The 13,894-nt window shown below is 45.7% G+C and carries 12 protein-coding genes; 11 read left to right on the top strand and 1 reads right to left on the bottom strand.

Going from position 1 to position 13,894, the window contains the following annotated elements; all coding sequences use genetic code 11:
• The first annotated feature begins 1 nt into the window (after position 1).
• From MR764_RS17310 to MR764_RS17260, 11 genes are read left to right on the top strand one after another with little or no spacing between them, the layout of a single operon-like run.
• Positions 2 to 1,459: a UDP-N-acetylmuramoyl-L-alanyl-D-glutamate--2,6-diaminopimelate ligase gene (locus tag MR764_RS17310; RefSeq protein WP_247980709.1), complete on the top strand. Its 1,458-nt coding sequence runs from the start codon at positions 2 to 4 to the stop codon at positions 1,457 to 1,459.
• A 10-nt stretch (positions 1,460 to 1,469) separates the two neighbouring features.
• Positions 1,470 to 2,720, top strand: coding sequence for a phospho-N-acetylmuramoyl-pentapeptide-transferase (gene mraY / locus MR764_RS17305; protein WP_247980708.1), 1,251 nt, complete (start codon positions 1,470 to 1,472; stop codon positions 2,718 to 2,720).
• A 1-nt stretch (position 2,721) separates the two neighbouring features.
• Positions 2,722 to 4,059, top strand: a complete 1,338-nt coding sequence (gene murD, locus MR764_RS17300) for a UDP-N-acetylmuramoyl-L-alanine--D-glutamate ligase (RefSeq protein WP_247980707.1) — start codon at positions 2,722 to 2,724, stop codon at positions 4,057 to 4,059.
• The gene (locus MR764_RS17295) at positions 4,059 to 5,282 is read left to right on the top strand and encodes an FtsW/RodA/SpoVE family cell cycle protein (protein ID WP_247980706.1); all 1,224 of its coding nucleotides are present in this window, start codon (positions 4,059 to 4,061) and stop codon (positions 5,280 to 5,282) included. The genes murD and MR764_RS17295 overlap by 1 nt, the downstream gene beginning before the upstream one ends.
• Positions 5,263 to 6,366 carry an undecaprenyldiphospho-muramoylpentapeptide beta-N-acetylglucosaminyltransferase gene (murG, locus tag MR764_RS17290; protein ID WP_247980705.1) on the top strand — a complete coding sequence of 368 codons (1,104 nt, stop codon included), beginning with the start codon at positions 5,263 to 5,265 and terminating at the stop codon, positions 6,364 to 6,366. The genes MR764_RS17295 and murG overlap by 20 nt, the downstream gene beginning before the upstream one ends.
• Positions 6,363 to 7,754, top strand: coding sequence for a UDP-N-acetylmuramate--L-alanine ligase (gene murC / locus MR764_RS17285; protein WP_247980704.1), 1,392 nt, complete (start codon positions 6,363 to 6,365; stop codon positions 7,752 to 7,754). The genes murG and murC overlap by 4 nt, the downstream gene beginning before the upstream one ends.
• Positions 7,747 to 8,496, top strand: coding sequence for a hypothetical protein (locus tag MR764_RS17280; RefSeq protein ID WP_247980703.1), 750 nt, complete (start codon positions 7,747 to 7,749; stop codon positions 8,494 to 8,496). Before murC ends, MR764_RS17280 begins: the two co-directional genes overlap by 8 nt.
• A 2-nt stretch (positions 8,497 to 8,498) precedes the next feature.
• Positions 8,499 to 9,782, top strand: a complete 1,284-nt coding sequence (ftsA, locus tag MR764_RS17275) for a cell division protein FtsA (RefSeq protein WP_247980702.1) — start codon at positions 8,499 to 8,501, stop codon at positions 9,780 to 9,782.
• Between the two features lie 11 nt (positions 9,783 to 9,793).
• The gene (ftsZ, locus tag MR764_RS17270; RefSeq protein ID WP_247980701.1) at positions 9,794 to 11,104 is read left to right on the top strand and encodes a cell division protein FtsZ; all 1,311 of its coding nucleotides are present in this window, start codon (positions 9,794 to 9,796) and stop codon (positions 11,102 to 11,104) included.
• Between the two features lie 28 nt (positions 11,105 to 11,132).
• Positions 11,133 to 12,521, top strand: a complete 1,389-nt coding sequence (gene ftsZ / locus MR764_RS17265; protein WP_247980700.1) for a cell division protein FtsZ — start codon at positions 11,133 to 11,135, stop codon at positions 12,519 to 12,521.
• A 14-nt stretch (positions 12,522 to 12,535) separates the two neighbouring features.
• Complete coding sequence (locus tag MR764_RS17260; RefSeq protein ID WP_247980699.1) at positions 12,536 to 12,985, top strand: GatB/YqeY domain-containing protein; 450 nt, start codon at positions 12,536 to 12,538, stop codon at positions 12,983 to 12,985.
• 76 nt (positions 12,986 to 13,061) lie between these two features.
• Here MR764_RS17260 and MR764_RS17255 read toward each other — a convergent pair whose 3' ends face one another.
• Complete coding sequence (locus tag MR764_RS17255; protein WP_247980698.1) at positions 13,062 to 13,463, bottom strand: hypothetical protein; 402 nt, start codon at positions 13,461 to 13,463, stop codon at positions 13,062 to 13,064.
• Positions 13,464 to 13,894: the final 431 nt, after the last annotated feature.

Here is a 13,894-nt window from a genome sequence, read left to right as displayed (position 1 = left end):
TATGAAATTAAATCAGCTGATCGAAAAGATTGAAGTGGTGGAACTCGTTGGCAATCCGGCCGGTGAGGTGAAGGGGATTGCTTTCGATTCAAGAAAAGTGCAGGAAGGAATTGCATTTGTTGCACAGCGTGGCGTTCATGTGGATGGACATAAATTTATTGACAAAGCGCTTGCCGGTGGTGCATCGGTTGTGATTTGTGAGGAGTTTCCCAGCGAACTTCCGGAGAACGTGACCTTTGTAAAAGTAGCTGACTCAAACGCAGTACTCGGAAAACTGGCTTCGGCATTTTACAATTATCCGTCGGCCAAAATGAAAGTGGTAGGCGTAACCGGAACGAACGGAAAAACAAGCATTGCAACATTGTTGCATCGTTTGTTTCGTATGCAGGGCTACAACGTTGGGCTGATTTCTACGATTACTTATAAGATTAACGAAACCGAGGAAGTGGCTTCGCATACTACGCCGGATGCGCTGAAAATACAGCAGCTGATGGCAGAGATGGCCGCTGAAGGTTGCGAATATTGTTTTATGGAAGTGAGTTCGCACGCGATTCACCAGGAACGTATTGCCGGAATCGAATTTGCGGGAGGAATTTTTACGAATATCACTCACGATCATCTGGACTACCACAAAACTTTTGCGGAATACATCAAAGCGAAAAAAGCCTTTTTTGACGGATTACCGTCTTCAGCTTTTGCGCTAACCAACCTCGACGACAAAAATGGGTTGGTGATGTTGCAAAATACAAAGGCGCAGAAACTGACTTATTCCAATCGCGCGATGGCCGATTTTCGCTGCAAGGTATTGGAAAGTCATTTCGACGGGATGTTGCTCAACCTCGACGGACAGGAAATCTGGACCCGTTTTGTGGGTTTGTTCAATGCATCCAATCTGCTGGCAGTTTATGCTACGGCCATTCAGCTGGGGCAGAACCGGGATGAAGTTTTGGCACACATTAGCAATCTTCAGTCGGTGCAGGGGCGCTTCGAAACCATTCGCAGCCTCGATGGAAAATATGCTATTGTAGATTATGCGCACACTCCCGATGCACTGAAAAATGTGCTTGCTGCTATTTCTGAAATAAGAACAAGAAACGAACAGGTAATTACGGTAGTTGGTGCCGGTGGCGACCGCGATAAAACCAAACGCCCCGAGATGGCGCATGAGGCTTTGGTGGCCAGCGACAAGGTGATTTTAACGTCGGATAATCCGCGTACTGAAGACCCGGCTGCGATCATTAAAGATATGGAAGCGGGTGTTGATCCGCAGTACAAAAACAAAGTGGTTTCGATCGAAAACCGCAGGGACGCCATAAAAACTGCAGTGCTGATGGCACAGCCCGGCGATATTATTCTGATTGCCGGAAAAGGGCACGAGAATTACCAGGAAGTAAACGGAGTGAAACATCATTTCGACGACAGGGAAGAAGTAAAAAAATGTTTCGGATTGGACGATTAAATACAGAGATATGTTGTACTGGTTATATGAAATTTTAAAAGATTATGATATTCCGGGAGCAGGGATGATCCCCGGCATCTCTTTCCGGTCGGCGGCAGCCATTATTCTGTCGTTGTTTATTACCACGGTGTTTGGTAAAAAAATGATCCGCATTTTGCAACGCAAGCAAATTGGCGACGAAGTGCGCGATCTGGGCCTCGAAGGTCAGATGCAAAAACAGGGTACGCCAACCATGGGCGGTATTATTATTCTGATGGCGATCATTATTCCAACCTTGTTGTTTGCCCGCCTCGATAATGTGTATATTCTTTTGATGCTGATCACCACAGCTTTTCTGGGGTTGATCGGTTTTCTCGACGATTATATTAAGGTTTTCAAAAAGAACAAGCAAGGGCTGGCCGGAAGGTTTAAAATACTGGGGCAGGTGAGTTTGGGGCTTTTTGTGGTGGCCACACTTTTCATCAGTGAAGATGTAAAAGTGCGGGAGCATGTTCGCGACGAGAACGGAAAATACCTGACGATGCAAACCTCTGATCCGGTGACGGGTGAAACTCAGGAGGTGTTTGTAACCAAGGAAGTGAAGTCAACCAAAACAACTCTTCCTTTTATCAAAAAGAATGAATTTGATTACGCCTGGCTGGTGGCTTTTGCCGGCGATGCAGCCCGCTGGTTAAAATGGGTGATTTATGCCATCGCCATTATTCTGATTATCACAGCTGTTTCGAATGCCGCCAACCTTACCGACGGTATCGACGGACTGGCAACCGGGACTTCGGCGATTAGCGGGGCAACACTTGGTATTCTGGCGTATGTAAGTGGTAACATTATTTATGCCGACTACCTCAACATCATGTACATCCCCAACATTGGTGAACTGACGATTTTTATAGCGGCGTTTATCGGTGCTACTGTAGGTTTCCTGTGGTACAATTCCTATCCGGCGCAGGTTTTTATGGGCGATACCGGAAGTCTGGCGCTTGGAGGAATTCTGGCTGTTTTTGCCATCATCATCCGAAAAGAAATTCTGATCCCGCTGCTTTGCGGAATTTTCCTGGTCGAAAACCTTTCGGTGGTCATTCAGGTGAGCTGGTTTAAATATACGAAACGCAAATATGGTGAGGGGCGGCGTGTATTCCTGATGAGCCCGATTCATCATCATTTTCAGAAAAAGGGATTTCCGGAACCAAAGATTGTAACACGTTTCTGGATCGTCGGAATTATCCTGGCAGTAATAACCGTGGCAACACTAAAAATGAGATAAAGTGAAAAAGCTGGTAGCCATATTAGGAGCAGGAGAAAGTGGGGTTGGTGCAGCTATCCTCGCCAGGAAACAGGGATTTGACGTTTTTGTTTCCGACCTCGGGAAGATCAAGGAGAAATACCAGAACGTTCTTTCAGAATATGCGATTGAATTTGAAGCCGGTCAGCATACCGAAGATAAAATTCTGAATGCTGAGTTAGTGGTAAAAAGCCCGGGCATTCCGGAGACTGCACCACTGATCGTCAAACTCAGAGAAAAGGGTATCCCGGTTATTTCTGAAATAGAATTTGGCGGTAGGTATACCGATGCAAAAACGATCTGCATTACCGGTAGCAACGGAAAAACCACCACTACGCTGCTTACTTATCACATTTTGCAGAAAGCCGGATTAGATGTGGGCCTTGCCGGAAATGTGGGGAAAAGTTTTGCCTGGCAGGTAGCCGAAGAAAATCACGATGTGTATGTAATTGAACTCAGCAGTTTTCAGCTCGACGGTATGTACGACTTCCGTGCCGACGTGGCAGTTTTGCTGAACATTACACCCGATCACCTCGATCGTTACGGCTATCAGATGCAGAATTATGTGGATTCAAAATTCAGGATCCTTCAAAATCAAACAAGCGACGACTACTTCATCTATTGCGACGACGATGAAGTGGTGAAACAAGAAATAGGAAAAAGAGAAATTGCTTCTGTTCAGGTTCCTTTTGGGTTGGGAGCGGCCGCTGTGCCGGGAGCAGGAGTGGAAGAGAATCGGATAATTATCAACTTAAAACAAAACCAATTCAGTATGTCTATTCTGGATTTATCATTACAGGGGAAACACAACATTTACAACAGCATGGCTGCGGGCATTGCGAGCATGGTGTTTCAAATTCGCGACGAACAGTTAAGGGAGAGCCTGTCCGACTTTAAAGGGGTAGAGCACCGTCTGGAGCATTTCCTGAAAGTTCACGGAATCGAGTTTGTGAACGATTCAAAGGCAACAAACGTCAACTCTTCGTGGTATGCTTTGGAAAGCATGCACAAACCGGTGGTTTGGATTGCCGGCGGTGTTGACAAAGGCAACGATTACTCGATCCTGAAGGGATTGGTAACCAGTAAAGTAAAAGCCATTGTTTGCCTGGGGAAAAACAATGCAAAAATTAAAGAAGCTTTTGGTGATTGTGTGTCGGACATCGTCGAAACAATGAGTATGGAAGAAGCAGTGCGCGCTGCCTACTACCTGGCACGAAACGGAGATACGGTTTTGCTTTCGCCTGCCTGTGCAAGTTTCGATTTGTTTGAAAATTACGAAGACCGCGGTAATCAGTTTAAGAAACAGGTAAGAAATTTGTAATGAACGTTTCCTTTTGGAAAATATTTAAAGGCGACCGTGTTATCTGGGCTGTGCTGATTTTGCTGTCGTTGCTGTCGTTGCTGATTGTTTACAGCGCGACCGGGGCATTGGCATATCGTGTGGCCTCGGGCAAAACCTGGATTTACCTGGTTCGGCACCTGGGATTTCTGGTTGCCGGTTTTGGTGTGATGTTGCTGATGGTGAACATCCTGCCGGTAAAGATTTATTCGATGGCGGCCAATCTGGCGCTCTACCTGAGTATCGCTTTGCTGATGCTGGCGGTGGCGCTTAAGTTTACACACCTTATTTCAGGAAGTGGGCGTACGCTTCCATTGGGGCCCTTGTCGTTTCAGCCTGCCGAAGTCGCCAAAATTTCATTGATCATGTACGCTGCGAAAGTGCTGGGGAAAAAGCAAAAAACAAACCGGGACCTTTTCCTGGCGTTCCGGGGAATAATCATTCCTGCGGGGATCGTGTGTTTCCTGATCTCCTTATCCGATTTCTCTACCTCGGCACTGCTTTTTGCAACCATTATGACAATGATGTTTATCGGTCGCATTCCATTAAAATATATGTTTCTGGTGGTGATAGCCGGAATTGGCTTTGTAGCGTTGATGTATTTTGGCGCAAGTGTATTGGACGAGCCGCCTGCACGTATTGCTACCATAAAAGGGCGTATCGATCGTTTTGTTCACGGCGATCCGAATTCCGAACATGGGATTACCCAGGCCGACTATGCCAAACTGGCCATTTATTCCGGAGGTTTCCTGGGAAAAGGACCTGGTCATTCTGATGTAAGTAACTTTATGGCGGCGGCCTACAACGACTTTATTTTTGCAATTATAGTTGAAGAATACGGTTTGTTTATCGGTATCGGGGTGATCTTTTTGTACCTGATCTTCTTTTTTCGGGGAGTGACGATTGTGCGAAGGGCCAACCGGACTTTCCCCGCATTCTTAGTGGTGGGGCTAACAATGATACTGGTTTACCAGGCCATGATAAATATTGGAGTTTCCAGCGGCACTTTACCGGTTACCGGGCAGCCCTTGCCGTGGGTAAGTTACGGTGGAACCGCCTTGTTGTTTACTGCCATTTCTTTTGGGTGTATTTTGAGTGTGAGTTATCAGAACCAGGTGAACCGCGAGGCAGTGGATCAGCCCGTGATGGTAAAAGCTCCTGACGAAGATTATGAAATAGAAGCCAATGAAGAAAAAGATAAATAGAGTCATATTAAGCGGTGGCGGAACCGGGGGGCACATTTTCCCGGCTTTGGCCATTGCCAACGAAATACGGCGCCGGAATCCGGATGCCGAAATACTTTTTGTAGGGGCTTTGGGGCGCATGGAAATGGAGAAAGTTCCTGCTGCCGGTTACAAAATTATTGGTCTGCCCGTGATGGGATTTCCGCGCAAGCCTAGCTTAAAAATGATCACTTTCTTCAGAAAGCTGATGCAAAGTGCATCGATGGCCCGCAAAATTGTGAAAGACTTTAAACCCGAAGTTGCAATTGGAGTGGGTGGTTATGCAAGTGGTCCGCTTTTACGCGCAGCCGCCAAATTTAAGGTGCCTACACTCATTCAGGAGCAGAATTCATATGCAGGAATCACCAACAAGCTGCTAAGCAAAAAGGTGAAAAGCATTTGTGTGGCTTACGACAAAATGGAACGTTTTTTCCCAAAAGAGAAGATTGTGTTTACCGGAAATCCGGTGCGCGAAAACCTCATTCAGAAAATAGACAAACAAGAGGCCCTGAACTATTTCGGGCTGAATGAAACCGATAAAGTAATACTCATTGTTGGCGGAAGCCTTGGCGCGCGGTCGATCAACAATGCGGTACTTAAAAATATAAAGTCGATTGCTGATACTGACATTAAAGTAGTTTGGCAGACCGGCGCCATTTATTACGATCGTATTGAAGAAGAACTGAAAACTTCGAAACCCGGAAATCTGCAGGTGCATAAGTTTATTTCGCGAATGGATTTGGCTTATGCCGTGGCCGACCTGGTGATTTCGAGAGCCGGCGCGGGTACGATTTCCGAGCTGTGCCTGGTTGAAAAGGCATCGGTGCTGGTGCCTTCGCCAAATGTGGCAGAAGACCATCAGACAAAAAATGCTTTGGCGCTGGTTGAAAAAGAAGCCGCTTTAATGTTACGCGACGATGAAATTGATATCCGCTTGTTTCCGCTTGCATTCGAAGTGGTAAACAACGCAGAAAAATGTTCCCGGCTGTCAGAAAAGATAAAGGGTTTGGCCAGGCCGGAAGCCACGAAAACAATAGTTGATGAAGTAGAAAAGTTGTTAAAATGAAGAGCATCGAAAAGATAAAAAATGTGTATTTCCTCGGTATCGGTGGAATTGGGATGAGCGCTTTGGCCCGGTATTTTAAATATACCGGAAAGAACGTAGCAGGTTACGACCGTACGCAAACTGCGCTCACGGATGCCTTGCAGGAAGAGGGAATTGATGTGCACTTTGAAGACGATATTCGTAAAATTCCGTCGAAATGGAACCCGGCAGAAACCATCGCGATTTACACCCCGGCCTTACCCGACGAGCACGAAGAATTGAATTGGTTTAAAAGTCAGCCCATTGGTTTGTTTAAACGGGCCAAAGTGCTGGGTTTAATCGCCAACGAAAAGAGCACCATTGCGGTGTCAGGGACCCACGGTAAAACCACCACCAGTACAATGGTGGCGAATATTCTGAACAAAACCACCGAAGGATGTGGCGCATTTCTCGGGGGCATTTCCAAGAATTTTGGAAGTAACCTGGTTTTGCCGAAAGAGGAATCGCCGTGGATTGTGGCAGAAGCCGACGAGTTCGATCGTTCGTTTTTGCATTTGCATCCCTTGTTGGCGCTGGTAACTTCGGTGGATGCCGATCATTTGGATATTTATGGCGACAAGGCACAAATTGTTGAGTCGTTCGAGAAATTTATTTCTCAGATCCGTGAGGAGGGGAAGCTGGTTATCAAAAAAGGCGTGGAACTGGATACCTCAAAAACAAAAGCACAAGTATTCACCTATTCGTTAAAAGACGATACCGATTTCGCTGCGCTGAATTTAAAGCTGGATGAGGCAAGCGGAACGTACAGTTTTGATTTGAAAACGCCGGGCGGTATTATTGCCAATTGTAAAATGGAATATCCCGGACTGGTAAATGTGGAAAATGCTGTGGGAGCAGCTTCGCTCGCCTGGCTGGCCGGAGTGGGCGCCAACGAATTAAAGGCCGGAATTCAGGATTACCAGGGAGTGGCCCGTCGTTTCGATGTGCGTTTCCGTTCCGAAAAGAAGATATATATCGACGATTATGCGCATCATCCCGAAGAGTTGAAAGCTTTTATTTCGTCGGTGAAAGCGCTATATCCGGGCAAAAAAGTAACCGGTATTTTTCAGCCGCACCTGTATTCGCGTACCCGCGATTTTGCCGCTGAATTTGCTGCCAGCCTCGATCTGCTCGATCACGCTGTTTTATTGCCTTTGTATCCGGCGAGAGAGGAACCTATCAAAGGCGTTTCATCCGAAATTATTTTTGATAAAATGAAGTTGGAGGAGAAGCAACTTGTGGATAAAAGTGAACTGGAAGATCTTTTAAAAGACGATCAGAATGAGATTATCCTGACTATGGGAGCAGGCGACATTGACAGAATGGTAAAACCCATTGTTGAACTTTTACAACAGGAACAAGGTGTTTAAGAAACTTTGGAAAATAGGAAGTGCTTTGCTGGTGGTGTTATTCATGATCATAACACTGGCATTCACCTCTATGAAATATTCCGGAGTTACCTGTAAATCTGTCCGTATCGAATATGAAGCTGACGACAAGATCACGCTGAATAAAGAAGTGATCCGGAGAATGGTCAGGAAAGCGGACAAAGACATTGTTGGGAAGAAATTCGATCAAATCGATGCCGAGAAGCTGGAGGCCGCTGTGGAAAAACAGGCTGCTGTTTTTAAAGCCGAAGTTTTCAAGACTGTTGCCAAAGACAGCTCATCGTTCTCCGGAATACTGACCGTGCGGGTGAAACACCGCGAGCCGGTGGTGAGGGTAATCACAAGTACCGACTCGTATTATCTCGATAAGTACGGGCACCGTTTCCCGGTATCGTCCACTTACCCTGCTCAGGTGCTGGTAGCCACCGGAAGGATCGATACCACCTACGCAAAAGAACAATTGTTGCCGTGTGTGTTGTTTATCACCGGCGATGAGTTCTGGAATGCACAGATTGAGCAGGTTCATGTGGAGCCCGATGGCGACATGGTCTTAAGTCCATTGATGGGCGATCATTTAATAGAACTGGGAACTCCGGAGCATCTGGAGGAAAAATTCCGGAACATGAAGGCCTTCTACAAACAGGTGTTGGCCAACAGAAACTGGAACAAATACGAATCGATAAGTTTAAAATATACTAATCAGGTAATTGCTAAAAGAAGGTAATTATGGCTTCAAAACAGAATTTTTCGGTGGTTGTTGACCTGGGCACGTCAAAAATGGTGGCGCTGGCGGGTAAACTTACGGAGCTGGGTAAAATGGAAATTTTAGGTACAGCTCAAATACCCTCTAAAGGAATAAAACGGGGGGTGATTGTGAATATTGAGGAAGCTGCTGATGCTCTTGGCGATTTGCTCAATCTGCTCGAAAATCAGCTGGAAGAGAGGCCGGAAGTGGTGCATGTGGCTTTTGCCGGATCAAAAATGAGAACCATCGATTACCGGACTACTTCACTTACCTCGGGCGAAGGTTTTGTGACCGCTTCCGATGTGCAGCGTTTACTCGATGAAGCCGAAAGGGTGGAGATTCAGCAAGATTACAAAGTCGTGAAAGTGATTCCTACTTCGTACATGATCGATGACGAGCACGAAGTGGAAAAACCAGTGGGCACCACGGGTCGGAAGATAGAAGCCAACTTTAAGCTGGTGGTTATGCCTACGCAATACGTGAACAACCTGAACCTGGTTTTTGACAAAGCCGGAGTGGAGCTGGGCGAAATCGTTCATGCTTCGCTGGCCATTTCGGAAGCTGTGTTAAGTTCCGAAGAAAAAGAAATGGGCGTAATTGTCATGGATTTTGGAGCCGGAACTACAAATATCGCCGTTTATCAGGACAGTATTTTAAGACATACTGCCGTAATTCCTTTTGGCGGGCAAGTAGTCACGAACGATATCAAAGAGGGATGCTCGATCTTTCTGAAAAAGGCAGAACTGTTAAAAGTAAAATACGGGCAGGCAATGGGCGATTTCGCCGACGAGCAGAAAGTGGTGACCATCGCCGGCGAAAACGGTTGGGAACCCCGCGATATTTCCTTTAAAAGCCTGGCCTACATTATTCAGGCACGCCTCGAGGAAATCATCGAATGTGTAAATGTTCAGATTGAAAAATCGGGAATGGAAAGTAACCTCGGTTCCGGAATTGTGATTACGGGCGGTACGGCAAAACTCGACAATATGGTGGCGTTGGTAAAATTCAAAACTGCCATGGATGCGCGAAATGCTCACGCGGTTATTCATCCCGTAAATCGCAAGGAAGAATTTAAAAATCCTGAACTTTTTACCGCCCTGGGAGCTTTAAAGCTTGTGCTGAGTTCATCCGGAAATATTTCGGAACGGACACAGGTGAGGAGCAGCAAGAAAAAGGAACGTCGTTTTGCACCGCTTTTTAAGGATGTAGTGCAGGGCGCGCTCAACCTTTTTGATACCGATGGTTCAGACGCAGAATTAAATTAAATAATGATATTATGGCCGAAGAATTCGTAAACTTTCAATTTCCAAAAGCAACATCTTCCATAATTAAGGTGATAGGTGCGGGAGGTGCTGGCTGCAATGCGGTCAATCACATGTACGAAGAAGGCATTAAAGGGGTTGACTACATTATTTGTAATACCGACGCACAGGCGTTGGAAAATAGCCCGGTACCCGTAAAAATACAGTTAGGAGTTACGCTAACCGAAGGACGAGGTGCAGGGAACAGGCCCGAAATGGGGGAAGAAGCAGCCCGCGAAAATTATGAAGACCTGAAAAAGGTTCTGCAGGAAAATACAAAGATGCTTTTTATTGCTGCCGGAATGGGCGGCGGTACCGGGACCGGTGCAGCACCTGTAATTGCCAGTCTGGCCCGCGAGCTGGATATTCTGACCATTGCAGTGGTTACCATTCCGTCGCCGGCCGAAGGTCGTAAACGCTACGATCAGGCACAGGAAGGCATCAAGAAGCTAAAACAATATGTCGACAGTATGCTGGTGATCAGCAACGACAGGCTGCACAATATTTATGGCGATTTGCCGGCGAGCAAAGCCTTCAAAATGGCCGATAATATTATTTCGACGGCTGTAAAAGGAGTTGCCGAAATCATCACGGTTCACGGAAATGTGAACATCGATTATACCGATGTGCATACTGTAATGCACAAAAGCGACGTTTTCATTATGGGAACCGGGTTTGCAACCGGCGAAGGACGCGCTATGGATGCGGTGCAGGCTGCTTTGGAATCGCCGCTGCTCGACAGCAACGACATTTTCGGCACTAAAAATATTCTGCTCAATATCATCTCCGGAAGTGAAGAAATCAGGATCGGAGAGATCGGCGAAATTATTGAAGCATTGCAGGAAAAAGCCGGCCAGGAAGCTGATATTATCTGGGGTAACGGATACGACGATCGCTTGGGCGACCGGATCAGCGTTACCATTCTGGCCACCGGTTTTGTAACCAATCCGAACCGGGTAATGCAGCCCGTTCAGGAACCGGAGAAATTTGATCTGGAGGAGGAAGATGAAAATGAAACTGAAGGATTTGTGAGCTTCGATTTCTCGAATCGCGATGAGGAGGAAGAAGAGGAACACATCGTCGACAATTCGGATACTGAAGAAACTATTATTGTCAGGCCTCCCCGGCAGGAGTATGACAGAAAAAAAGAAAAAAAGGCCAAGCGAGAGAAGAAGGAAAAAAGCAAAAGGGATGAGCCGGTGACTGAATCGAACGTGGATAACTGGTTCTTTAAGAACTTTGGTTTGAGCAAGTTTTTTGATGAAGATGACCAATCGTTGGATTAACACCACTTAACCCTTAAAAGACTGGAAAATGGAGAAACTGGCAAATTTTAATCTGGAGCAAGAACCGGGAACGGTAATAAAAATTGTAGGAGTTGGTGGAGGCGGAGGAAATGCCGTTAATCACATGCACGAGCATGGAATCCGTGATGTAGGTTATATGATTTGCAACACCGATGCTCAGGCAATGGAAAACAGTCCGATCCGCCGGAGGGTGCAGCTTGGCGCTACACTTACTGAAGGACGGGGCGCGGGGAATAAACCCGAAACAGGACGGCAGGCTGCCATCGAAAATATTGAAGACGTAAAAAAAGCGCTGGAGAAGGACACTAAAATGGTATTTATCACTGCCGGAATGGGCGGTGGTACCGGAACAGGTGCAGCGCCGGTAATCGCACAGGCCTGTCACGAAAAAGGATACCTGACCGTGGCGATTGTAACCATTCCTTTCCGAAACGAAGGACGGCGAAGAATAAAACAGGCTTACGAGGGCATCAAAGAATTGGAAAAATACGTGGATTCGCTGTTGGTGATCAATAACGAGCGGATTCGTGAAATGTATGGCGATTTTGGAATTTCTGAAGCATTTTTGAGGGCCGACAACATTCTGTCTACGGCCGCTAAAGGGATTGCGGAGATCATCACCGTGCCCGGTTATATTAACGTCGATTTTGCCGATGTCGAAACCGTAATGCGCAAAAGCGGTATGGCCGTGATGGGAACAGGAGTTTCGTTAGGACCCAACCGTGCAGAAGAAGCAGTGGAGCTGGCACTCAATTCTCCTTTGCTGAACAATAACGATATTCGCGGAGCACGAAATGTGCTGGTTCATATTACTTCGGGAGAAAAGGAAGTCACCATGTCCGAAATCGGGCAAATAACCGATTATATTCAAAATAAAGCCGGATTTGATGCCGACCTGATCTGGGGGAACGGCTTTGATGAAAGCCTTGATGAGGAACTTTCGGTGACAGTGATTGCCACCGGATTCCCAAACGGCATTCTTTCCGGAACGCATGAAAACAGTCAGCAAAAAGAACGGGTCTATTTATCGGACGATGCCACTTCGGAAAGCGATGCATCAAGTCATGCAAAACACGCTCAAGGCCATGGCGCTGGTCAGAAAACCTTTGAGTTCGATATTAAAAAAGAACGCGAAATTGAGGATATGGAATTTGAGAACCTGTATCCTAATACGAGCCGTAAACGTACAACCCAGGAAAAACAACCACTGGATATCTCCGATTTTTCGTCGCTAAGCGAGGAAGATATGGATGACCTCGACAAAATACCTGCCTACCGGCGTCGCCAGATCAGGATGAACGATCCAAAGTTTCAGAAGAAACCATCGAAATATTCGGTGAACCGGAACAACCAGATTTCAGACCGTAATAGTTATTTACACGATAAAGTAGATTAATAAAAACAAACGTTATGTCATTATTCGATCAAATCAACAACGATATCAAGGAGGCGATGAAAGCACGCGAGAAGGAAAAGCTTGAAGCCATTCGCGGAATCAAAAAAGTAATGCTGGAAGCCAAAACCGCCAAAGGTGCCGGTGCAGATCTTACCGACGAGGAAGCTTTGCAGATCATTTCAAAACTGGCCAAACAGGGAAGCGATGCTGCTGCTATTTTTAAGCAACAGGGCCGGGAAGATCTCTATGAGCAGGAAATGCTGCAGGTAGCCGTTTTTGAACAATATCTGCCCGCCAAAATGTCGGACGAAGAATTGACTGAAGCGGTGAAGGCAATTGTAGAAGAAGTAGGTGCCACTTCGATGAAAGATATGGGGAAAGTGATGGGCATTGCTTCCAAAAAGCTCGCCGGAAAGGCTGACGGAAAAGATATTTCAGCAAAAGTAAAAGAACTGTTAGGATAGAATCTGTAATAATCCAGATCAACAGTTTCCGCTTTTGGGAAATGAAAAAGGCCGGTTTTAACCGGCCTTTTTTATGTTAAAAATCGTCTTCGTCTCCTTCGTCTTCATCAGCATCATCATCTTCTTCGTCTTCATCATCGTCCGGAACATCCTCATCATCATTTAGCTTATCAGCGATATGGTCGAGTTCCGAGTATTTGTCTTCGTATTCCTGTTTTACTTCATCCTTCAGGAAGCCTTCATCATCGTAGTCGTCGTCCTCGTCAACCAGTGCAACGGCTTCGTTTTCGGTCATGCGTAGCATGTAATACTTATCCTCTGTTTCAAACGGAAGAACAGTAATTTTCTGTCCGTTTTTGTCAAAGAAATGGATCAGGTTATCGGCGAATCCGTCTGCATAAATTAGCTTGATCTGCTGTTGCAGATCTTTATCAAGTTTGTTATAGTCTTTAATTACCTTGGGCTTGCTGCTTGTCATTTTTTGAACCAGTTAAGTTATTGTTCCTTAAATATTTCATTGCTTAGATGTCTAAGCATCTTCTCCTTACAATCACACAATGAACTGCAATCTTTCTTCGACAAATAAATATCCTTAATCCGACATTTGCAATAGAACTAACCTATTTTTTTTGAATTAGTGAAAAGTTTAGTTTGAAGTTACTGAATCTTAAAAGCTTATCGGCATGTTTTTATTATGATAAGGCGAAATTGAACATCTGAACATCGTCATTCAAGGCAAGCTTTCTGATGGATAGCAGGTTTGGGAACGAATCAATGAAAAGTTGACTAGTCCTAAATAAGCGTTACAGATTATTGGACTAAGTTAATAGATTCACAGACCGTTTCAAAGCTAGCTTTGAAACGGTCTGTTCTTTTATAGCTTTTAATTTTAATGGTATCTTGTTTGTG

The sequence above is a fragment of the Maribellus sp. YY47 genome (genome assembly GCF_023111095.1).
Lineage (GTDB): Bacteria > Bacteroidota > Bacteroidia > Bacteroidales > Prolixibacteraceae > Draconibacterium.
The sequence above is the reverse complement of the archived record's forward strand: the minus strand, read 5'-3'. Positions and strand labels throughout refer to the sequence as shown.